This window comes from Paraburkholderia yinzeri (assembly GCF_046581065.1).
Lineage (GTDB): Bacteria > Pseudomonadota > Gammaproteobacteria > Burkholderiales > Burkholderiaceae > Paraburkholderia.
Window position 1 is genome coordinate 2976404 of the sequence record NZ_JBFOCJ010000001.1, and the last position, 21586, is coordinate 2997989.

Here is a 21586-nt window from a genome sequence, read left to right on the forward strand (position 1 = left end):
TCCCGTCTGGCCTTCTCTTTCGCGTGCCGATTGCCTGTGGCAGCGGTACCCGCTGCATAGGCAATTGTGCCTCCACCCTCCGCAACTTCCGAGTTTCTGGTCCGAAATCGCACTGATAGCTTCGCCTCAACGGCTAACACGAGGAGGAGCCATGTCACACGTCATAGCCGGCAGACTCGACGATCTGCCAACCAGTTTGCGTCACCGTCTCGGAGCCTTCCGTCACAAGGTTTTTGTCCAGCGGTTGCACTGGGAGATTCCCGGCGTCTCAGCTGACGCCACAGCCGAATGGGACGAATTCGATGGAGGCGACACCATCCAGCTCGTGGCCCTGGCCACCGATGGAACGGTCTGCGGATGCGCGCGCCTGATGCCCACGACAGGGCCATGCCTCCTTCGCGATGTCTTCCCGCAACTCGTATATCCGGAATCCGTACCCTCCTCGCCTTCGATCTGGGAAATGTCCCGGTTTGCGGGAACAAGCCTGTCGAACCAGCTCGACGCGACCACGTCTGGCATGTCGCTATTTCCCTATTCGATGGCGCTTGCTGCCTCCTTCGGTGTTATACGACTGGTCGGGGTACTCACACGCTCCGTGGCCCGTCTGTACCGGCGCTATGGACTCGCCCTCGTCGATCTCGGTCATGGCGGGCCTGGAAAGCCTTCCGACATCGTTGCATGCGCAATCGATCTGACACCCGCCAGCTTCAGCTGCATCCATTGCGATGCCGGCACGTTGCTGGGCGCAATCTGCCGCCTTAGAGATTTGCCGACAGCTCAACGCTTTCGAATCGATCATCCCCGCCCTGCCGATTGGCAGTCAAACGCGCCCCTGACAATCAGCGGCACACCGATGATCCACCCGGGCGACTCGCCCCATCCGTAACCGCACAATCGTGCAGGACTTTGGAGCAGACCTGCATCACCTGACGCCAGCCGGTCGGCAATGGTGACGGTTGTCAGCGTCCTTGACCCAGTCAGGCCTGATCGCAGACGCGTAGGCCTGACCGCTGCGCGACGCCTCGCCATTCGCCTGTGAGCTCAAACCCAGGCGTTCGTCAATCGCGTGTGCGACAGTGCTTGATTTGGGCGCTTTCGTGTCGTTGCAGTCAGCCCAGAACGCATACATGGCGTCGAACAGGACGGACAGCGTTTTCGTCATATACGGCAATCTGACCATGGTACCGAGCTCGGGTTCATCAGCACCCGGCACCCCACATTGCGTCTGCGGTCCGTCGTCGGGCAGCATGACCCGCAGAGAGTCCAGTTCGCGCTGAAGACGATCTTCCAGTGAAAAGTGAACCGTCGCCGTATGGGCCAGCGCCTTGCGCAGCTCACAGATCTGGTGATCCTTCAATTCAACAAGCTTGCGCAGCCGATGAACTTCGCTCTCGGCCTGTGGCGAACGCTGGTCAGGACTGACGCCAGGAGCGGAAGTCGCGAGGCTGCGTTTAGCGCCAGCCTGCCGCCATGCATTGAGTTCTTCCATCATGTTCCCTGCCTCGAGTGAGCATGCGCGTCTCGTGGCGACGGAACCGGCTTCTACCGTGTTCAGGGATCTGGAATGCCTCCTCGCACTCTCCGGCGCTATCGGCAGCTTGATCACACGGAAACGCAGCCGGGCCCTCCACACATCTTTTTTCGTTTTTCTCAGACGAAAGATCAACTGCGAAACAAGGCAGGGTGTCGGATGCAGGTGCAACCATTAACGTGATGTTGAAAGGCGCGAGCGGATGAACCGGTGATGTACCTGTATCCGCGTTGCATATGTCGCGTGCTGACAGCTTTCACGTGGAGGACAACGTCCTGCGCGTCGGCGCGCCTGTGCCATCAACAGGAAGAGATCTTCGTCGCTGTCGATACCAAGCGCCTGCATCGCCAGACGGTCGTCGATGCGGCCGAGAGAGAAATCGAGCAAGGTGCGGAAGTTCTGGTTGCCGCTCGCCTCCGCCGCCTCGAATGTCTCGACGAGATAGCAAAGCTCGGCATTAAACAGCGCATCAACGGACGTGTCCGACTTCGCCGCGAGAATCTTGGCGAGCGCTTGAGAAGCTCCCGGTCCACCGACCCCGTGAAATTAACAGTTTCAGCCATGGTGTCCGCCGTCAGAAAGCACGCGCCGATACACATAATCATGTGTATCGGCGCACGAATCATGTCCCAAATCTTGAGCCGAGTCTGCGCTCGAGTGGCGGGCTATTTCTCGCCTTGCCATCCCAAGACTGGCTCCCGACTGCGCCCGACACAGCACGGTCATCTCGAAAGCGGTCAGGGTGTCGAAAACTGGATCGCTACATGTCCAGGGTTCCGGTCACAACCGTCGCAGCGTCACTGATGGGCGATGCAAGGCCGCACTCGAAGTTGCAGTACACCTTGCAGCGCATCACGCTGTCACGGCACACGTCGGCGCCTGATTGCCGACAACGTCCTGCGTGCGTCTTTCACGTTGCCGGCAGCTATGTCGTCAAGGCCCCTACCTGCCTCCTCGGCCAGTAACAGGCTAATGCACGCTCGCTGCAGCTTGTGAGCGTAGTCGAGCCTCTGGGCATCAACGATGGCAACGTATTGTTCGCCATTCTTCGTGACGATTTTTTCAAAACCGGCCTCTGGCCGGTCGGCAATCCCTGACAGGTCGGCACTTGCCTGGGACAGGGGAATCACATCGCCCGCAGCAATAACCACAGTCTTCTCCCTTCACCATCAGGCGTACAAAATTCCGTATGGCTTACACTCCTTCATACATGGTCGCCCGTCTACGCGTCGACGGTACCTGGAACAACGAGCCGCGCGGCGCCACACTGCTCGGTCAAACGTAAGCGTATCCGCGGCAACAACGACGCCGTGATGCCGTAGCACTTCGGCACGAAAGATCTCTCAGCCGCCTACGCCTGCGCGGCCGTGGGTGCAATCCAGGCACTCGCTCCTGGCGTCCTGCGTGGAGGCGCTACGATGAAGGTCCACTCGAAACCGCTTACCCAGCACAAGCCGTCAGCACCGTTGATCCAGAGCATGTCACCGTTTCCCGGCATAACGACCTCTTAACGCTGCTCGCGGAACTGCCCGTCGCCCATGCCAATGCTCCCCATGTAGAGCCACACTTGTAATCCCGGCCATGGATGCTCATACCGTTGTGGCCCGATCACCGCCCCAGGACTTCCACCGTCTGCCCCGGAAGACCCTGGCCCGGCCAGGATGAGCAGACAGCTACTGCCGACCGCGACCGCCAACTTCCGGGCGGCTTGCGATCCATGCGTCGACCTCGCTTTCAAGCCATGCTACGCGTCCCCCCCCAATGTCGACAGGCCGAGGAAATTTTCCCGCGGCGAGGTAACGATAAACTGTGCTCGCGCCGAGTCCTACCCGCGTGCGCACCTCACGAAGACGGATAAGGCGCGCTTTCGCACCTGCGTGATCACCACCCTGCTCGTTCACGGTGAAGGCCCTCCCGACGAAGTCCAGACATCACAGGACATGACCAGACTAGCGCGTGCCGCCAGGTGTATCAAACGCGTTCTCAGGAGGATCGTTGCGGCGCTTCGGCGGGCTGCCCATGCGGGGGACGTCCCATCGTTTCCCATGAGTTCCCATCCCGCAGCGAGAGAAAGTCCATCCTTGCTTCTTCCCGCCCATTCGCGAAAAAACTTCGCTATTTCCGGATCCGTGAGCGGCATCAATCGAAGCACATGTGAACGGGGACCATTGATGAGGCGTGCGCGTCTCCTGCATCAACACCAAACATCTGCAAGCCTGGCGTTCGCGGGTGACAGGTGAAACGGCTACGCGGCCCGTGCACAGTATGCCGCCCAGTCGTCCATCATCTGCTTGCGGCGCCGGAACATGTCGCCGCGTCGATACGCGGCCTCCACCTTGTCGTCCACGGCGTGCGCCAGCGCCATCTCCGCCATCTCGTTCGGATAGGTCGTGCACTCGGCTGCCCAGTCGCGGAATGTCGACCGGAAACCATGTACGGTGATACCGGTTTGCTCCATCCGCCGAAGGACCGCGAGCATTGCCGTGTTCGACAGCGGCTTCCCTCTTTTCATGCCCGGGAACAGCAGCTCGCCGCCAGTCTCGTCGAGCAGACAGCGCACGAGGTCGCGGGCAGGTTCGGACAGCGGAATCCGGTGCACGCGGTCCGCCTTCATCCGTTGCGCCGGCACGGTCCACGTGGCGGCATCAAGATCGAATTCGCTACGCGTGGCCCCGAGCACTTCGCTGGTCCTGGCAGCGGTCAGGATGAGGAGTTCAAGCGCACGCGCTGCCAGGCCCTTCTGCTCCCGGAGCTGCTTCACGAACGCACCAGCGCCCGCGTAGGGCAACGCAGCACGATGCCACACCTTACGTACCTTCGTGCGTGCAGGAAAGACCTTGTCGAGATGCCCTTTCCAGCGGGCCGGGTTGTCGCCCTCCCGATACCTGTGCACCGTCGCCCAGTCGAGCACGGCCTCGATGCGCCCGCGCACACGACTGGCCGTTTCCGTCTTGAGCTGCCAGACCGGCTCGAGCACGCGCACGACCAGGGCCGTGTCGATGTCCTGCGCGAATAGAGGCCCGATGACCGGTGAAGCGTAGGCGGCGAGCGTGTTCTCCCATTGCGCGGCGTGCTTGGCGCTTTTCCAGCCCGACCGGTTAGCCTCGATGAACGCCTTCGCGCATTCGTCGAACGTCCTGCTGCGCCCGGCCATTGCCTTGTGCTGCATGAGCTCTGCACGCCTGACCTCGATCGGGTCCAGGCCTTCCAGGACCATCTTCCGGTAGCGCGAGGCACGCTCGCGTGCCTCGGCCAGCGTCGTGACATCGAGTGGTCCCAGCCCCATCTCCCTCAGTCTGCCCCTGCGTCTGAAGCGGTAGACCCACGAGCGTGTCCGCGCAACCGACACCTGAAGGTAGAGGCCACCACCATCGCAGTAACGGCCGGGCTTGTTCAGACGTGCGACGCCGAGTGACGAAAGACGGTGAATGGCTCCCATGGCTGCCTCCTGTCAGGCCATATTGACGATCACACCCGGAGGGTACATGGACGAGCCAATCGTGACAATGAAAAATCCCGCGATCCCTTTACTGGCGGTGCTTTCCGGTTGTTGCCGGGATGGTGCTGGACGGTGCGGGAAAACTTCCTGACGAGCCTGCAGACGACGGTTTTTCCAGTCGATGTGATATCTGGAGGATGACGAATTAAATGGCGGCCAGGCATGCCAGTCGATTTTCATGCCGCGGTGGTCGGGCCGATGGCCCCCTCCGGCGGGCAGACCGGAACAACACCCGGGCCACCTGACTGCACACACGGGCAATCGTCATGCCCTCATCCCTGCGGAATGCGACCGGATGATCACGCGCATTCACGCCCCGGTACGCCGGAAGCCCCGATGCCATACTGTCCGCCGGCGATACGGTGGCATCGAATCGTCCAGTTCATCATCACCGGTACCGGCTGTCCCACACTGACATGTCACTTCCCTCCATTCCTGGCCGGCCGTGGGCGAGACGCACATGCGCGTTGCGGTACGCCCTTGCCGGGCACACCGCAACGACGGGTGACAGTGGCGCCTATGCCGTGGCGCTTTCCCTCTGCGCCTGGCCCTCGCACCATGTGGCCCAGTCGTCCATCATCTGCCGGCGCCGCTGGAACATGTCGCCACGACGGTACGCAGCTTCCACCTTGTCATCGACCGTGTGCGCCAGCGCCATCTCCGCCATCTCGTTCGGATAGGTCGTACATTCGGCTGCCCAGTCACGGAAGGTCGAACGGAAGCCATGCACCGTCAGGCCGGTGCAATTCATCCTGCGCAGTACGGTCAGCATCGCCATGTTCGACAGCGACCTGTCTTTCTTTCCGCCCGGAAATAACAGTTCGTCATCCGTATCGTTTAGTAACCGGCGCACGAGGTCCAGTGATGCCGCTGACAGGGGAACCCGGTGGGCACGCTGCGCCTTCATCCGTTCGGCCGGCACCGTCCACATCCCCGCTTCGAGATCGAACTCGCCCCGCCTTGCCCCGATGACCTCGCTGGTCCGGGCCGCCGTGAGAACCGCAAGCTCCAGTGCGCGCGCCGCGAGGCCGTCCTGGACCCTGAGTACCTTCATGAACGCGGCCACTTCCGCGTAGGGCAGCGCGGCATGATGCCGGACCTTGCGTACCTTCGTGCGCGCGGGCAGCACCTTGTCCAGGTGCCCCTTCCAGCGCGCCGGATTCTCGTCGTCGCGATACCGGTGTGCCTTCGCCCAGTCCAGCACCGCCTCGACGCGCCCGCGTACTCGACTCGCCGTTTCGGGCTTCGCCTCCCAGATCGGCTCGAGTACGCTCACGATGTGCGCCGTGTCGATGTCGCGCACCGGAAGGCTCCCGATGAGCGGTGATGCGTAGGTGGCCAGGGTGCTCTCCCACTGCGCCACGTGCTTCTCGTTCTTCCAGCCCGCGCGGTTGGCCCGGATGTATGCCGTGGTGCATTCGTCGAAAGTCTTCGTGCGCGCGCGCTGCGCGGCGCGCTGCGCCCGCTCGCGGCGCCGCTCCTCGACAGGATCAAGGCCGTTGCCAAGCTGCCTGCGGCAGCCCTGCGCGCGCTCGCGGGCATCGGCAAGCGACACGCGCCGCAGCCCGCCGAGACCCATCTCGCGCAGACGCCCTTCGTGCCGGAAACGGTAGACCCAGGAGCGCGCCCCTGAGGGCGACACCTGGAGATAGAGCCCGCCGCCGTCACAGTAGTAGCCAGGCCCTGTCAGCCGGACGACACCGAGCGCGGAAAGACGGTGGATGGAACGTGAATTTCTGGTGGCTTGTGCCTTCCTCTTACCCATACTTTTACCCATACTTTTGCAAGCGATTGACGGGTATGGGTTGGGAAGGTCCGGGACAAGAAAAAACCCCGGAAGCCGCTTGTGGCGGGCTTCCGGGGCTGATCCCGAAACGGTGCGGCATGCTCCGGGAAGTGCTCCTGGCGGAGACGGAGGGATTCGAACCCTCGATCCAGGTTTTGGCCCAGATGCTCCCTTAGCAGGGGAGTGCCTTCGACCTCTCGGCCACGTCTCCCGAACCTTCGCTCGCGCCAGGGAGGCAGCGCGACGAAGCCAAGATAATAGCGGGTTCGCGCCACCAGGTCAATTTTTGGGACGCACTTTTTGCAGATTTTTCCGCATGCACGCGACCAATGTCGCGCGCGGCGCCCCGAACCCCGCGAAACCTGTCACGCCCCCGTCACGCTTTACGCGTGTTCGAGATCGAACGCCTTGTGCAGCGCGCGCACCGCCAGTTCCATGTACTTCTCGTCGATCAGCACCGAGATCTTGATTTCGGAGGTCGAAATCATCTGGATGTTGATGCCCTCTTCCGAGAGCGTGCGGAACATCTTGCTCGCCACGCCCACGTGCGAACGCATGCCCACACCCACCACGGAAACCTTCGACACCTTCGGGTCGCCCAGCACCTGCTCAGCGCTCACGTGACCCTTCACCTGGTTGTTGAGGACGTCCATGGCGCGCTGATAATCGCCGCGCGGCACCGTGAACGTGAAGTCGGTCTTGCCGGCCACGCTCTGGTTCTGGATGATCATGTCGACATCGATGTTCGAGTCCGCCACCGGGCCGAGGATCTGATACGCGATGCCCGGCTTGTCGGGCACGCCCATCACGGCAATGCGGGCCTCGTCGCGCTGGAACGCGATACCCGAGATGACTGCTTTTTCCATGGTGTCGTCTTCTTCAAAAGTAATCAGGGTGCCCGACTTCATTTCTTCGGCGAGGTCCATCATCGGGTCGGTCAGGCTGGAGAGCACGCGCGTCTTCACCTGATACTTGCCCGCGAATTCGACCGAACGGATCTGCAGCACTTTCGAGCCGAGGCTGGCCATTTCCAGCATCTCTTCGAAGGTGATGCGGTCCAGGCGCCGCGCGTCGTCCACCACGCGCGGGTCGGTCGTGTAGACGCCGTCGACGTCCGTGTAGATGAGGCATTCGTCGGCCTTGAGGGCTGCGGCCACCGCAACCGCCGAGGTATCCGAACCGCCGCGGCCGAGCGTCGTGATGTGGCCGTCCGGGTCGATGCCCTGGAAGCCGGTGATCACGACCACCTTGCCCGCGTCGAGGTCGGCCAGCACGCGCTCGCCGTCGATTTCGTTGATGCGCGCTTTCGTGAACGCGCTGTCGGTCTTCACGGGGACCTGCCAGCCGGTATAGCTGATGGCGTCGACGCCGGCGTCGTGCAGCGCGATCGACAGCAAGCCAACGCTGACCTGCTCGCCGGTCGACGCAATCATGTCGAGTTCGCGCGGGCTCGGCTGGGCCGAAATCTCTTTCGCGAGGCCGAGCAGCCGGTTGGTTTCGCCGGACATTGCCGAAGGCACGACGACCATCTTGTGGCCGGCCTTGTGCCATTTGGCAACGCGCCTGGCAACGTTCTTGATGCGCTCGACCGAGCCCATCGAGGTGCCGCCGTATTTGTGTACGATGAGTGCCATTGTCGTTCTGAACTGGAGATGTTACCGCGCTGGCGCACTGATGACGGCGCCGCCGGAAGGCTCACGGCCACGGCGACGGCACCTCTGCAGCGCGTGCAGCACGCGCGGAATTTGTCCGGGGGTGAGTGCGCAAGAGGCACGCAACGGGCGCCGCGTGGACTACGCTTCACTTGCCCGCGTGCCGCCAGATGGGCTGCTTGTGCGCTTGTGGCTTTCGGCACACCGCGCTCCTGGCACCGCTTTTGACGATGCCCATGCACGCGAAAGAGCGGGCTGGACAAACCGAGTACGCTACCCGATCGAGGCCAAAATTACAAGCCGAAATTGGGGGATCGCGAGCGAAAAAGGCTTGTGCAGCAAGGATTTGCGGCGCCTGGTCACAATGATGAAACCCTTTTTATTCGAGTCATCTCCGGGCTCCGCTTTAAATAGGGGCGGCACATAGGGGGCCGTCAGGGGGCCGTCACGCCATCAAAAGATCCTCGCGCCATTCGATGCGGCGCCACCCTTCCTGATGATCCCGGGCCGCCATCGCGTCCCAGTCGGGAAACGCCGCGCGATTCACGCCAACGTGCGGAACGAACAGCAGCGTCTCGCCGCTAAACAGCAACGGGACATCCCGCTCCCACGCAGGAACACCGCGCGCCTGGAACATATGCTTGAGTGTGCGGCTGACGCCCGCCGCCGCGTCGCGCAAGCGCTCGCCACCCGAGCGTTCGCGCGCGACGAGCCGTTTAGCGGCCAGCAATACCTCGGGCACCGCATCGGGATCGTTCGCGTCGGCGCGGGCGAAGACGAAGGTGCCGCGCCATTGCGGCAAGCGCCAGATTTCCTCGCCGCGCCACAGCAATTCCACCGCGTCGTGCGGCGCGCGCGGCACTTCGGGCTCGCGCGCCCGCTCCCAGAAGATCGCTCCGCGATAACAGCGCAGCCGCCAACCCGCGTGATCGAGGCGCAGCCCATGGTCGCCCCGCTCGCTCCCGTCTCGCACAATCTCGCGCAACTGGCGCAAGGCGTCTGCCAGACGTGCCGACGAAGCCGCCGGCAAGCCGAGCGTTCGCATCCAGTAGCGCATGACGTTCAGCGCGCGTTCGTCGTCGAGCGCGACAAGCCCATCATGCGCGAGCGACCTGCGCTCGTCGCCCGTCGCGATCGCGGCCAGGTCGATCTGTGCGAGCTCGTCGAGCAGCCGCTGGGCCGAAGCCGCATGCGCCGCCGTGCGCATCAGCGTGTCGCGAAAGCCGGGGAAATGCGCGCTCAGCGCCGGCATCACATCGCGACGCAAGGCATTGCGCGCGTAGCGCGTATCGGCATTGGATTCGTCGTCGATCCAGCGAAGGCCTCGGGCGTTCGCATACTGCTCGAGTTGCGCACGCAACAGATGCAGCAACGGCCGCATGCGCGGCACTCCTGCTGCTTGTGCCCATACCGGCGCCATCGCCGCGAGTCCCGCGAGTCCCGCACCGCGCAGCAATTGCAGCAGCACGGTTTCGGCCTGGTCGTCGGCGTGCTGCGCGAGCCACAACGCGTGGACGCCGTGCACCGCGCACATCTCGTCCAACGCACGGTAGCGCGCCTCGCGCGCAGCAGCCTCCACGCCGGCGGCATCGTCACGCGCCACGTCCACGCGGCGCGCGTCGAATGTCACGCCGAGCGCGTGTGCCGTCGCCGCGCCGTGCAGGAGCCACGCGTCGGCGTTCGGGCTCAGGCCGTGATGGACATGCAGCGCGACGCAGCGTGCCGCCCCCACCGTTTGCACGGCGGCGTCGAGCAGCACCGACGAGTCGAGCCCGCCGCTGTACGCAATCGCGATGCGGCTCTGGCCGGGGAGCGTGGAAAGCGCGACGCCGAGCGCATCGAGTACGATGCGCCCGGCGTCGGATGGGGATTGGGTGGTCACGGCCTTGAGGGCGCTCGCGCGCCGGCGGGACGACACCAGGCTTACGCGCCCGGCGTCGTTTCCTTGAACTTGCCGTAGGCCATCAAGCGCTCGTAGCGGCGCTCCTTCAGGTCGGCGACGCTCATGCCCTGGAACTGGCGAAGCGAATCGGCAAGCGCGCGGCGCAGCAGCGCGGCCATGCCCTTCGGATCGCGATGCGCGCCGCCCAGCGGCTCGTTGACGATCTTGTCGATCAGGCCCAGCGCCTTCAGGCGATGCGCGGTGAGTCCGAGGGCTTCCGCGGCTTCGGGCGCCTTCGCTCCGCTCTTCCACAGAATCGCGGCACAACCTTCCGGCGAGATCACCGAATAGGTCGAGAACTGCAGCATGAGCACGGTATCGGCCACGGCGATCGCAAGCGCGCCGCCCGAGCCGCCTTCGCCGATGATCGTCGTGATGATCGGCGTCTTCAGTTCGGCCATCACGTAGAGATTGCGGCCGATCGCCTCCGACTGGCCCCGCTCTTCCGCGCCGATGCCCGGATACGCACCCGGCGTGTCGACGAACGTGAAGATCGGCAGACCGAACTTCTCGGCAAGGCGCATCAGGCGCTCGGCCTTGCGATAGCCTTCGGGACGCGGCATGCCGAAGTTGCGCGCGGCGCGCTCCTTCGTATCGCGACCTTTCTGCTGGCCGATCACCATGCAGGCCTGGCCGTTGAAACGCGCGAGACCGCCGACGATCGACAGGTCGTCCGCGAACGCGCGGTCGCCGTGCAGCTCGTGAAAATCGGTGAAGAGCTCGTGAACGTAGTCGAGCGTGTAGGGGCGCTGCGGATGGCGCGCGATCTGCGAGACCTGCCACGGGCTCAGGTTCGCGTACAGATCCTTCGTCAGTTGCTGGCTCTTCTTCGAGAGCCGGTCGATCTCTTCCGAAATATCGACGGCCGAATCGTCCTGAACGAAGCGCAATTCTTCGATCTTCGCTTCGAGTTCAGCGATCGGCTGTTCGAAATCCAGAAACGTGGTTTTCATGTGGTGGAATCCTTGGACTTGCCGGCAGCGCGTATTCTAACCGCGACTGCCGGCGTCAAAGCTGGCTCTGAACTATCGATTAAAAACCAGCGATAGTTAAATTCTTGGTCAATTTCTGGAGATCGGGCTGCGCGAGCCGGTCAGGCCGGCTCGAGGCTGCGCCACATGTACCATGTTGCGACCGTACGCCACGGCTCCCAGTTGGCCGCGACTTCGCGCGCTTCGCTGCGCGTGACCGGTTCGCCGCTGAAGTAGTTGACGCTGATCGCGCGGATCAGGCCGAGGTCGTCGAGCGGCAGGACGTTCGGACGCGCGAGGTTGAAGATCAGGAACATCTCCGCGGTCCAGCGGCCGATGCCGCGAATCTGCGTGAGCTCCGCAATCACGGCCTCGTCGTCCATCGAGGTCCATTTGCCGACGTGCAGCGCGCCTGAGACGAAGTGCTGCGCGAGATCGAGAATGTATTCCGTCTTGCGCTTCGAGAGCCCGCATGCGGCAAGTTTCTCGTGGCCGAGCTTGAGGAACTGCTGCGGCACGAGCCTGGGGCAGGCCTCCTCGACTCGCCGCCATAGCGCCTGCGCCGCGGCCGTGGAAACCTGCTGGCCGACCACCGAGCGCGCGAGCGTGACGAACGGATCGTCGCGGCTCAGCAAATGCACCGGGCCGAACTTCGGAATCAGTTTCTTGAGTATGCGGTCGCGCTTGACGAGATCGGCGCAGGCGCGATCCCAGTAATCGGGACGCTGCACGTCGAAGGGATGCGCACCGGCCGCGGCGGCGGTTGCCGCTGCCGTGTCAGGCAAATCGCGCGTGGCCACGCCGTCGGGTTGCACGGCCGGCACCGCGTGCAAGGCCTGCGCGTCGAGCGCGACGTTCACGCCATTGGCCTTCATGCGCGCCGACTTCACGCCCGCGGGCTTCGAAGCCGGCCTGGCCGTGCCGTTAGACGTGCCTCGCGCAACGCCCGTCGAGCCTTTTGCGGCTGCCTTTCTCGCCGGCGCCGTCTTGCCGTCGAGCCCATCCTTTGCTGCGTTGGCCGCGCCTGCGGCCTTGGCGGCACCGGTGCCGCGCATGGCGCGCTTCGCTGCCTCGCCCGTTAGCGACGCAGACCGCCTGGCCTGCGTCTTCGTGGCCATTGCCATCCTGCCTCCTGCCTCGCGAATCGATCAGTGGTTTGAACTAGCCGCTCAAACGCGGCGCCACTCGGTCAATCCGCCCGGTTTGTCTTCGAGTGCGATACCGGCCTCGAGCAGTTCGGCCCGGATCCGGTCCGCCTCCGCATACTGCCTGGCCTGCTTGGCCGCCACGCGCGCCGCAATCTTCGCTTCGATAGCAGCGGCGTCGATCGCATCGGCATCCTGTCCGCCCGCACCCTGCTGCAGAAACGCGCGCGGCTCGCGCACGAGCAGCCCGATCACGCGCGCGAGCTTTTGCAGTTGGCGCGCGAGCACGGCGTCGCGCGTGCGGTTCACTTCGGTCGCCAGTTCGAACAGCACGGCAATCGCCACCGGCGTATTGAAGTCATCGTTCATCGCCGCGTGGAAACGCTGCGCGTACGGCTCGCTCCAGTCGAGTTCGCCCGTATCGGGCGTCGCATCCTTGAGCGCCGTGTAAAGGCGCGTGAGTGCGTTGCGTGCATCGTCGAGGTGCACGTCGCTGTAGTTCAGCGGCGAACGATAATGCGCGCGCGCCATGAAAAAACGCACGACTTCCGCATCGTACTTCGCGAGCACTTCGCGGATCGTGAAAAAGTTGCCGAGCGACTTCGACATCTTCTCGTTGTCGATATTCACGAAGCCGTTGTGCATCCAGTAGTTGACGTACTTCTGGCCCGTCGCCGCTTCGCTCTGCGCAATTTCGTTCTCGTGGTGCGGAAACTGCAGGTCCTGTCCGCCGCCGTGAATGTCGAAATGCTCGCCGAGCAGCGCGCAGCCCATGGCCGAGCATTCGATGTGCCAGCCCGGACGGCCGCGTCCGTATTTCGATTCCCAGCCCGTGTCCGCCGGCTCTTCCGGCTTGGCCTGTTTCCAGAGCACGAAGTCAAGCGGATCCTGCTTGGCATCGTTGGCCGCCACACGCTCGCCCGCGCGCAGATCTTCGATCGACTTGCCGGACAGCGCACCGTAGCTGGCGAATTTGCGCACGGCGTAGTTCACGTCGCCGTCCGCGCCCTGATACGCGTAACCGTTGCGCTCAAGCTTACCGATCATGTCGAGCATCTGCGGGATGTATTGCGTCGCGCGCGGCTCATGGTCGGGACGCACGACACCGAGCGCGTCCGCGTCCTCATGCAGCGCGTCGATGAAACGGTCGGTAAGCGCCTTGATGGTCTCGCCGTTCTCCACCGCGCGACGGATGATCTTGTCGTCGATGTCGGTAATGTTGCGCACGTAAGTCACGTTGTAGCCGAGCGCGCGCAGCCAGCGCTGCACAATGTCGAACACCACCATCGCACGCGCATGGCCGACGTGACAATAGTCGTACACCGTCATGCCGCAGACGTACATGCGTACGACGCCGGGCTGAAGCGGCACGAAAACTTGCTTGTCACGCGCGAGCGTGTTGTAGATGCGCAGTGCTTCCATAAAGACGAGGATACGTGGGTCGAAGAAAATCCGCGACGGCAGCGAGCGCGACCGGGAGGTGCGTCGCACCGCTTCACTCATACGAGACAGGCGGAGACCACGAGTGGCGATGAAAGCCTGGCATCTTACGCGGCTCACCCGGCATTCGCCAGGACGCAGGATTCTGCAAGAACCTGCCGGAACGGGCGCACGACGAAAACGCACAGACCTTTTGTTAGAATGGCTCGGAGTATAACACCGCGACCTCACCCTATGAAACCTTCCAGCGGCCGCGCGCCCCGCGCTGCGACCCTTGCCGCAGCGGCTCTCGCGAGCGCGGCGCTCGTCCTTGGCGGCGCGCGCAACGCTGTCGCAGCGCCCCCCGCGGCAGTCGACAATACCCCCCAGGCGGACACGGCCATCGCGCAGCACAACTGGGCGGCCGCGCTCGACGCACTCGACGCGCGCATCAAGACAAACCCGCGCGACGTGCAGGCGAAGTTCAAGCGCGCCACGATCCTCGCGCGCCTGAACCGCGACCAGGAGGCGATCGAGGCGTTCACCGAACTGACGCAGACCTATCCCGAACTGCCCGAGCCCTATAACAATCTCGCGGCGCTCTATGCAAAGGAGGGCCGCTACGAGGACGCGCGTGCCGCGCTCGAAACGGCCGTGAAAGCGAACCCGTCCTACGGCCTCGCATGGGAGAACCTGGGCGATCTGTATCTGCGTCTTGCCGACGCGTCATACCGGCGCGCAACCGCGCTCGGTCACGCGAGCGGCGCGACCCAGCAACGCCTCGCCGATCTCCAGAAGATCGTCTCGCCGCCCGCCACGCCGAAAAAGGCACAAGCCGAAGCACCCGTTGCCGCAAGCACGGCGATCGCCACCTCGCCTGTGCTGAGCAATCCCTCATTCCAGTTTGGCGGCCCGTCCGGGTCGCTCGCGATGCCGCCGTTCGTGGCGCCGTCGCAGTAAGCCGTGCCGCGCGGCCCGACACACGGCGGCGCGGCGCACGACGTTTCTCCGCTTGTTTTCGCTACTCCGAGGATACTCATGAAATGGTTGATGTTGGCGCTCGGCAGCGCCGCCCTGATCGCGAACGCGCCCGCCTTTGCGCAATCGGCTTCCGCCGCCGCGCATCCGCAGGTGCTCTTCAAGACCAGCGAGGGCGACTTCCGCGTCGAGCTGTATCCGGAGAAGGCACCCAAGACCGTCGACAACTTCCTCCAGTACGTGAAGTCCGGCCAGTACAGCGGCACGATCTTCCACCGCGTGATCCCCGGCTTCATGATCCAGGGCGGCGGCTACACGGCAAGCTACGTCGAGAAGCCCACGCGCGCGCCGATCGCGCTCGAAAGCAGGAACGGTCTGAAGAACGTGACCGGCACGATCGCGATGGCGCGCACGAGCGACCCCGATTCGGCGACGGCGCAGTTCTTCATCAACACCGTGGATAACGCGGGCCTCGACTATCCGAATCCGGACGGCAACGGCTACGCGGTGTTCGGCAAGGTCGTCCAGGGCATGGACGTCGTGAAGAAGATCGAAGCGACCCCCACTACCTCGCGCGGCCCGATGTCCGACGTGCCGCAGAAGGAAATCGTGATCGAGTCGGCGACTGTCGTCGGCAAGTAAACCTCCCATCGTCGCGCGGCGCGGCACCGTGACACGCGAGGGGCATGACCCCCGCATCGTGACGGTGCCGCGCCGTCCTTTCACCCCCTGCCACAGCAAAGGATTCCATCATGGTCGAACTGCATACGAACCACGGCGTCATCAAGCTCGAACTCGACGCCGAGAAAGCGCCCAAGACCGTCGCGAACTTTCTCGAGTACGTGAACAAAGGCCACTATGACGGCACCGTCTTCCACCGCGTGATCGACGGCTTCATGATCCAGGGCGGCGGCTTCGAAGCCGGCATGAAGCAAAAACCCACCGACGCCACCATCGAAAACGAGGCGAACAACGGCCTGAAGAACGAGCGCGGCTCGATCGCGATGGCCCGTACCAACGACCCGCACTCGGCAAGCGCCCAGTTCTTCATCAACGTCGCCGACAACGACTTCCTGAACCACACGTCGCCGACGCCGCAAGGCTGGGGCTACGCCGTGTTCGGCAAGGTCGTCGAAGGCCTCGACGTCGTGGACAAGATCAAGAAGGTCCGCACCGGTTCGAAGGGCTTCCATCAGGACGTGCCGATGGACGACGTCGTGATCGAGAAGGCCGTCGTCGTCGAATAACGTCACTCATCACGTCACCAGGCGCACGCCTCGTTCATGCTGCAGGAAAAGGCACTTCGACACGCCGCCGCGGGCGTGCCCGGCGAGGGCAAACGCCCTCACGCGGCGCGCCCGTTTCTGTTCATCTCCGACCTGCATCTGAGCGAGGCCATCCCGCGCACGGTCGCCGCGTTCGAGCATTTCATCCGCGTCACCGCCGACCAGGCGGACTCGGTGTTCATACTCGGCGACCTCTTCGAATACTGGATCGGCGACGACATGCTCGCCGATCCCTTCGTCGCCCGCATGACCGCACTGATGCATACGCTTTCCGAGCGCGGCATCGCGCTCTACATCATGCACGGCAACCGCGACTTCCTGATGGGCAAGCGCTTCATGAAAGCGGCGGGCGCGATCTGGCTGCCCGACCCCATCGCAATCACGGCGTTCGGCACGCGCATCGCGCTCGCGCACGGCGACGGGCTGTGCACCGAAGATCGCGGCTACCAGGTCTTTCGCCGATTCGCACGCAATACCTTCGTGCAATGGCTCTTTCTCGCGTGGCCGTTCCGGTGGCGGCGCGCGCTCGCCGAGAACATGCGCAGGAAGAGCGAGCAAGGCCGCGAGCGCCCTGTCTCGCCGCGCTACGACGTGACGGCGCGCGGCGTCGCCGCGCTCTTCAGGCGCAGCCGCGCCGGCACGATCATTCACGGCCATACGCACCGCCCCGCGCGGCACCAGGAGCCGGGCGGCGTACGCTGGGTGTTGCCCGACTGGGACCTCGATCACGGCAAGCCGCGCGGCGGCTACCTGCGTGTCGACGCAGAAGGCTTCAGGATGATGCCGCACGGCTGAGCGGTCCTTCGACCGCTCACGCTCGCTCAGGCCTGGATGCGCGCCTGCTCCGCCTCGGCCCGATCCGGGTTCACGGCATCGCGCGCGGCCGCCTCACCCTCGAGGCTCGCCGACAGGCGCCGCAGATCGAGCAACGCCGCGTCGGCGCCATGCAGCGCTTCGAGGCGCGTGCCGAGACGCTCGAGCGCATCGACGATCGCGTCGACGCGCAGCGTCTGCTTCGCCGCGTGATCGATCAGCCCGTGAATCGCGAGCGAGACCGGATCGTCCGCATTCGGCGAGATGCCGTAGGCGCAGAACGCCTCGCGCGCCGACTTTTCCTTTGCCTGCGGCTGTGCAGTCCTGGCGGGCGCCACGATGCGCGCCGGGTTGCCGACCGCCGTCGCGCCTGCCGGCACCGGCTTCACGACCACGGCGTTCGAGCCGATTTTCGCCTGCGCGCCCACCGTAAAGCCGCCCAGCACCTTCGCCCCCGCACCGACGATCACGCCCGGCCCAAGTGTCGGATGACGTTTCGCACCGCGCGTGAGCGACGTGCCGCCCAGTGTCACGCCCTGGTAGATCGTGCAGTCGTCGCCGACTTCGGCGGTTTCGCCGATCACAACGCCCATGCCATGGTCGATGAAGACGCGCCGGCCGAGCGTCGCGCCCGGATGGATCTCGATACCGGTCAGAAAGCGTGCGACCTGCGAGAGGTAGCGCGCGAGCCAGCGGCGCTTCGCGAGCCAGCACGCGTGCGCGATGCGATGCAGCACGAGCGCATGCAGGCCCGGATAGCAGGTCAGCACCTCCCACGCACTGCGGGCGGCGGGGTCGCGCTCGCGGATCGTGGCGATGTCTTCGCGTAGTCTCTTGAACATGGCGGTCACGCTGTTATTGGGGGAACTGCGGGAAAACGGCACGATGCAGGCGCCGCGCGCGGCAACGCACGGACACGCTTGGCACGTACGCTGATTTGCTTATGATGTGCAGTCGATTCTAGGCGACAACGTGCGGCGCGCCGGGATGACCCCTATGGCGTAAAGGTCGGCCGGCGGCCCGGCTCACGGCGTATTGCCGCCGCCCTTCCCCTTCAGCAGCAGGATGTGCTTGGCGATGCCGCGCACGATATTGACCTCCTCGCGCTCCAGCCCCGAGCGTGCGAAGAGCCGCCGCAGCCGCGACATCAGCTTCTTCGGGTTCGCCGGATCGAGAAAGCCGAGCGTGACCAGCGCGTGCTCGAGGTGGACGTACATACGTTCGATGTCGTCGCTCGTGGCAAGCGGCGAAGCAGCCGGAACCGCGCTCAGGGACGGTGGCGGAGCCATTGCTTCGGCTCCGGAGAGATAGGCGAGACGCAATTCGTACGCGAGCACCTGGACGGCCTGCGCCAGATTGAGCGAACTGTAGGCGGGATTCGCGGGAATATGCGCAAGCGCGCTGCACCGCTCGACGTCATCGTTCGACAAGCCCGTGCGCTCGTTGCCGAACACGAGCGCGATATCGCCGTGCGCCGACACCTGGCGGCAGGCATCGCGCACCGCCTCGCGCGGCGCGCCGGGCGGCGGCCCGTATTCGCGCGTGCGCGCCGTGAGCGCGAGCGACCACTGCGTGCCCGCCAGCGCGTCGGCCAGCGTCGGCACGATGTGGGCCGCGGCAAGCACGTCGTCGGCGCCGCTCGCCATGGCGACGGCCTCGGGGTCGCGCTGCACCTGCGGCACCCGCGGCGCCACCAGCACGAGCCGCGAGAAGCCCATGGTCTTGAGCGCGCGCGCCGCCGCGCCGACGTTGCCGGGATGGCTCGGCTCGACGAGCACGAAACGGGTGGACGTGAAACCGCCGCGTAGCGGTTCGTGAGCTTCGCCGGTGGCGGCGTGAGGATCGGGGTGCACCAAGATGAATCTCGAACGACAGCAAAGTGAAGCACGTATGTTAGCGCGGGAAAGCCGAAGCACGTAGTGCGCGCCGTGCTGCGGCCCGGTACCGCCCCGCAGCACAGCCACATTCGTACCGCCACATTCGCAAGCCGCCAGCAACAACGACCCGGACTCGGGTAAAATGCGGGGATTCGCGCGCGGTTGCGCCCCGGTTGTCTCGCGCCGGCAGGCCGCGCCCCGCTCTTATTCAATTCGTCTCCGTTGGCGGGACAGGTTCGCACCTCAGGCGCCCTGTCCATCGTCAGACGCTTTTATCTTCTGCCGTCCGGCTCGTCGCGCCTCGTACGAACGCGCCGGATAAAAAGGATCCAGGCCCATGCATCCCATGCTCAACATCGCTGTCAAGGCCGCGCGCCGCGCCGGACAGATCATCAACCGCGCGTCGCTCGATCTCGACCTCGTGCAGGTCTCGAAGAAGCAGCACAACGATTTCGTCACGGAGGTCGACAAGGCATCGGAAGCGGCAATCATCGACACGCTGAAAACCGCCTACCCCGATCACGCCATCCTCGCCGAAGAATCGGGCCGCTCGGAGAACGAATCCGAATACCAGTGGATCATCGATCCGCTCGACGGCACCACGAACTTCATCCACGGCTTCCAGTACTACTGCGTGTCGATCGCGCTCGCGCACAAGGGCGTCGTCACGCAGGCGGTGGTCTACGACCCGACCCGCAACGATCTCTTCACCGCCTCGCGCGGCCGCGGTGCGTTTCTGAACGACCGCCGCATCCGCGTGGGCCGCCGCGACCGGCTGGCCGATTCGCTGATCGGCACGGGCTTCCCGTTCCGCGAAAAAGACGGCCTCGAACGCTACACCGATCTCTTCGCCGAAATGACGCGCGCCTGCACGGGCCTGCGCCGTCCGGGCGCGGCGGCGCTCGATCTGGCGAACGTCGCCGCGGGCCGCATGGACGGCTTCTTCGAGCAGGGCCTCAATCCGTGGGACGTGGCGGCGGGCGGCCTGATCGTGACCGAAGCGGGCGGCCTGATCGGCAACTACACGGGCGACTCGGATTTCCTGCACGTCGGCGAAGTGGTCGCGGGCAATCCGAAGGTGTACGCGCAGATGGTGCCGATCCTTTCGAAGTACACTCGCGTCAACGCGGCTTAAGGAATCCGGACGCGTGCGGCCCGTTTGCGGCCAGGCGCGGTCGAGCGGCTTCGGCCGCTTTTTTGTTTTGCCGCGCCTTTTGTCCTGCCTGTTGCCCCGCTTTTTGCAAATCAGCCACCGCGATCGCATCCGATGAAAAAGGGCTTCTACACGATCATCGCAGCGCAGTTCGTTTCGTCGCTCGCCGACAACGCGCTGTTGATCGCGGCGATCGCGCTGCTCACGGTGATCGCATCGCCCGCCTGGGTGACGCCGCTCCTGCAGATCTTCTTCACGGTGTCCTATGTGGTGCTCGCGCCCTTCGTCGGCGCGTTCGCCGACGCCCTGCAAAAACGCCACGTCATGTTCGTCTCCAACGCGCTCAAGGCATGCGGCTGTCTGCTGATGATCGCGGGCGTGCACCCGATGATCGCCTATGGCGTGGTCGGCTTCGGCGCGGCGGCCTACTCGCCCGCAAAGTATGGAATCCTGACCGAGCTGCTGCCGCCCGAGAAGCTCATCGCGGCGAATGCCTGGCTCGAATCGGCAACCGTGCTCTCCACCATCGTCGGCACGATGCTGGGCGGCGCGCTCGTCAGCACGTACGCCGATCGCTTCGTCGCACACCATGCGCTGCCGCTGATCCACTCGTCGGCGGATCTCGCGATGTTCGCGGTGATGCTCACTTACGCCATTGCCGCCCTCATCAACTTCGACATTCCCGACACCGGCGCGCGCTACGCAAACCGCCTGAAGGAACCCCGGCGCCTCGTCACCGATTTCGTGAACTGCTTCAACGTGCTCTGGGCCGACAAGCTCGCGCAGATTGCGCTCTGGGTCACGACGCTCATGTGGGGCGCCGCCGTCACGCTGCAACTGCTCGTGCTCAAGTGGGCCGACGTCAACCTCGGCCTCTCGCTCTCGAAAGCCGCCGTCATGCAGGGCGTGACCGGCCTCGGCATCGCGCTCGGCGCGGGCGCCGCCGCCGCGTGGGTATCGCTGCGCGCGTCGCTGCGGGTGCTGCCCGTGGGCGTGCTGTGCGGCGCCGTGGCGGTCGGCATGGCGTTCTACAGCAAGGGGCTCTTCCCGCCGGGCGAGGGCCTGCGGATCGGCCGCTTCGTGCTGCCCTTCTATCTGCTCTTCGCGTACCCGCTGATGGTGCTGCTCGGCACGCTCGCCGGCTTTTTCATCGTGCCGATGAACGCGCTGCTGCAGCACCGGGGGGCGACGCTCCTTTCCGCGGGCCACTCGATCGCGGTGCAGAATTTCAACCAGAACCTCGCCGTGCTGCTGATGCTGGGCGCCTATGCGCTGCTGCTAACGGCAAAGATGCCGGCGCAGTGGATCATCGTCGTGTTCGGCACCTTCATCGCCGCGATGATCGGGCTCGCCATGCGGCGAAGCGCCGCCAATGCGCGCAAAGTGGATCTGCGCGCGCTCGTGGACGAATGAGCGCGCAGATCCACTTTGCGCGTCGCCCTTACCGGGCGCCGGCCGTCCGCACCGGCCGTTCGGCCAGCTTTACATGCGGGCCGCGCGGGTTAAACTCACGCCCTGAACCCTAAGCAAGATT

General features: G+C 64.6%; 21 protein-coding genes and 1 tRNA gene. 8 read left to right on the plus strand and 14 right to left on the minus strand.

Annotation, left to right across the window (positions count from 1 at the left end; all coding sequences use genetic code 11):
- The first annotated feature begins 151 nt into the window (after positions 1 to 151).
- On the plus strand, positions 152 to 886 hold the full coding sequence (locus WJ542_RS14250; protein WP_411189863.1) for an acyl-homoserine-lactone synthase: 735 nt from the start codon (positions 152 to 154) through the stop codon (positions 884 to 886).
- A 36-nt stretch (positions 887 to 922) separates the two neighbouring features.
- Here the strand turns inward: WJ542_RS14250 and WJ542_RS14255 are convergent, their stop codons facing one another.
- Positions 923 to 1492 carry a hypothetical protein gene (locus tag WJ542_RS14255; RefSeq protein WP_411189864.1) on the minus strand — a complete coding sequence of 190 codons (570 nt, stop codon included), beginning with the start codon at positions 1490 to 1492 and terminating at the stop codon, positions 923 to 925.
- A gap of 282 nt (positions 1493 to 1774) precedes the next feature.
- Here WJ542_RS14255 and WJ542_RS14260 point away from each other — a divergent pair, with 282 nt between their 5' ends.
- A complete protein-coding gene (locus WJ542_RS14260; protein ID WP_411189865.1) occupies positions 1775 to 2335 on the plus strand; it encodes a hypothetical protein in 561 nt (186 codons plus the stop codon).
- A 56-nt stretch (positions 2336 to 2391) separates the two neighbouring features.
- On the opposite strand, the gene WJ542_RS14265 is transcribed toward WJ542_RS14260, so the two are convergent.
- The 11 genes from WJ542_RS14265 to cysS form a co-directional block, all read right to left on the minus strand.
- A complete protein-coding gene (locus WJ542_RS14265) occupies positions 2392 to 2682 on the minus strand; it encodes a prevent-host-death protein (RefSeq protein WP_411189866.1) in 291 nt (96 codons plus the stop codon).
- Positions 2683 to 3204: 522 nt separating this feature from the next.
- Positions 3205 to 3432 (minus strand): helix-turn-helix transcriptional regulator, encoded by a 228-nt coding sequence (locus WJ542_RS14270; RefSeq protein ID WP_411189867.1) that lies wholly within the window; start codon positions 3430 to 3432, stop codon positions 3205 to 3207.
- A 344-nt stretch (positions 3433 to 3776) separates the two neighbouring features.
- Positions 3777 to 4970, minus strand: coding sequence for a tyrosine-type recombinase/integrase (locus WJ542_RS14275; RefSeq protein ID WP_411189868.1), 1194 nt, complete (start codon positions 4968 to 4970; stop codon positions 3777 to 3779).
- A gap of 12 nt (positions 4971 to 4982) precedes the next feature.
- Positions 4983 to 5210, minus strand: coding sequence for a hypothetical protein (locus tag WJ542_RS14280; RefSeq protein WP_411189869.1), 228 nt, complete (start codon positions 5208 to 5210; stop codon positions 4983 to 4985).
- 337 nt (positions 5211 to 5547) lie between these two features.
- Positions 5548 to 6795, minus strand: a complete 1248-nt coding sequence (locus WJ542_RS14285; RefSeq protein WP_411189870.1) for a tyrosine-type recombinase/integrase — start codon at positions 6793 to 6795, stop codon at positions 5548 to 5550.
- A gap of 138 nt (positions 6796 to 6933) precedes the next feature.
- Positions 6934 to 7027: transfer RNA gene (locus WJ542_RS14290), tRNA-Ser, on the minus strand.
- Between the two features lie 172 nt (positions 7028 to 7199).
- Positions 7200 to 8450 (minus strand): aspartate kinase, encoded by a 1251-nt coding sequence (locus WJ542_RS14295; protein WP_411189871.1) that lies wholly within the window; start codon positions 8448 to 8450, stop codon positions 7200 to 7202.
- A gap of 463 nt (positions 8451 to 8913) precedes the next feature.
- Positions 8914 to 10350 (minus strand): tRNA lysidine(34) synthetase TilS, encoded by a 1437-nt coding sequence (tilS, locus tag WJ542_RS14300; protein WP_411189872.1) that lies wholly within the window; start codon positions 10348 to 10350, stop codon positions 8914 to 8916.
- Between the two features lie 41 nt (positions 10351 to 10391).
- Entirely contained in the window at positions 10392 to 11363 is a 972-nt protein-coding gene (locus WJ542_RS14305; RefSeq protein ID WP_411189873.1) for an acetyl-CoA carboxylase carboxyltransferase subunit alpha, read from the minus strand.
- A 140-nt stretch (positions 11364 to 11503) separates the two neighbouring features.
- Positions 11504 to 12505: a DNA-3-methyladenine glycosylase family protein gene (locus tag WJ542_RS14310; RefSeq protein WP_411189874.1), complete on the minus strand. Its 1002-nt coding sequence runs from the start codon at positions 12503 to 12505 to the stop codon at positions 11504 to 11506.
- A 45-nt stretch (positions 12506 to 12550) separates the two neighbouring features.
- Positions 12551 to 13948 (minus strand): cysteine--tRNA ligase, encoded by a 1398-nt coding sequence (cysS, locus tag WJ542_RS14315; RefSeq protein ID WP_411190571.1) that lies wholly within the window; start codon positions 13946 to 13948, stop codon positions 12551 to 12553.
- Positions 13949 to 14200: 252 nt separating this feature from the next.
- Here cysS and WJ542_RS14320 point away from each other — a divergent pair, with 252 nt between their 5' ends.
- The 4 genes from WJ542_RS14320 to WJ542_RS14335 all read left to right on the plus strand — a co-directional run bounded on the left by WJ542_RS14320 (position 14201) and on the right by WJ542_RS14335 (position 17004).
- Positions 14201 to 14905, plus strand: a complete 705-nt coding sequence (locus WJ542_RS14320; RefSeq protein ID WP_411189875.1) for a tetratricopeptide repeat protein — start codon at positions 14201 to 14203, stop codon at positions 14903 to 14905.
- A gap of 78 nt (positions 14906 to 14983) precedes the next feature.
- A complete protein-coding gene (locus WJ542_RS14325; protein ID WP_411189876.1) occupies positions 14984 to 15565 on the plus strand; it encodes a peptidylprolyl isomerase in 582 nt (193 codons plus the stop codon).
- 110 nt (positions 15566 to 15675) lie between these two features.
- Positions 15676 to 16170, plus strand: a complete 495-nt coding sequence (locus WJ542_RS14330; RefSeq protein WP_411189877.1) for a peptidylprolyl isomerase — start codon at positions 15676 to 15678, stop codon at positions 16168 to 16170.
- A gap of 36 nt (positions 16171 to 16206) precedes the next feature.
- Entirely contained in the window at positions 16207 to 17004 is a 798-nt protein-coding gene (locus tag WJ542_RS14335; RefSeq protein ID WP_411189878.1) for a UDP-2,3-diacylglucosamine diphosphatase, read from the plus strand.
- A 26-nt stretch (positions 17005 to 17030) separates the two neighbouring features.
- Here WJ542_RS14335 and cysE read toward each other — a convergent pair whose 3' ends face one another.
- Together cysE and WJ542_RS14345 are read right to left on the minus strand one after the other, a co-directional pair.
- Positions 17031 to 17864, minus strand: a complete 834-nt coding sequence (gene cysE, locus WJ542_RS14340; RefSeq protein ID WP_411189879.1) for a serine O-acetyltransferase — start codon at positions 17862 to 17864, stop codon at positions 17031 to 17033.
- A gap of 183 nt (positions 17865 to 18047) precedes the next feature.
- The gene (locus WJ542_RS14345; protein ID WP_411189880.1) at positions 18048 to 18878 is read right to left on the minus strand and encodes an RNA methyltransferase; all 831 of its coding nucleotides are present in this window, start codon (positions 18876 to 18878) and stop codon (positions 18048 to 18050) included.
- Positions 18879 to 19236: 358 nt separating this feature from the next.
- Between WJ542_RS14345 and WJ542_RS14350 the strand changes: the two genes are divergently transcribed.
- Both WJ542_RS14350 and lplT read left to right on the plus strand, forming a co-directional pair.
- The gene (locus WJ542_RS14350; RefSeq protein ID WP_411189881.1) at positions 19237 to 20034 is read left to right on the plus strand and encodes an inositol monophosphatase family protein; all 798 of its coding nucleotides are present in this window, start codon (positions 19237 to 19239) and stop codon (positions 20032 to 20034) included.
- Positions 20035 to 20166: 132 nt separating this feature from the next.
- Positions 20167 to 21465 carry a lysophospholipid transporter LplT gene (gene lplT / locus WJ542_RS14355; RefSeq protein WP_411189882.1) on the plus strand — a complete coding sequence of 433 codons (1299 nt, stop codon included), beginning with the start codon at positions 20167 to 20169 and terminating at the stop codon, positions 21463 to 21465.
- The last annotated feature ends 121 nt before the right edge of the window (positions 21466 to 21586 follow it).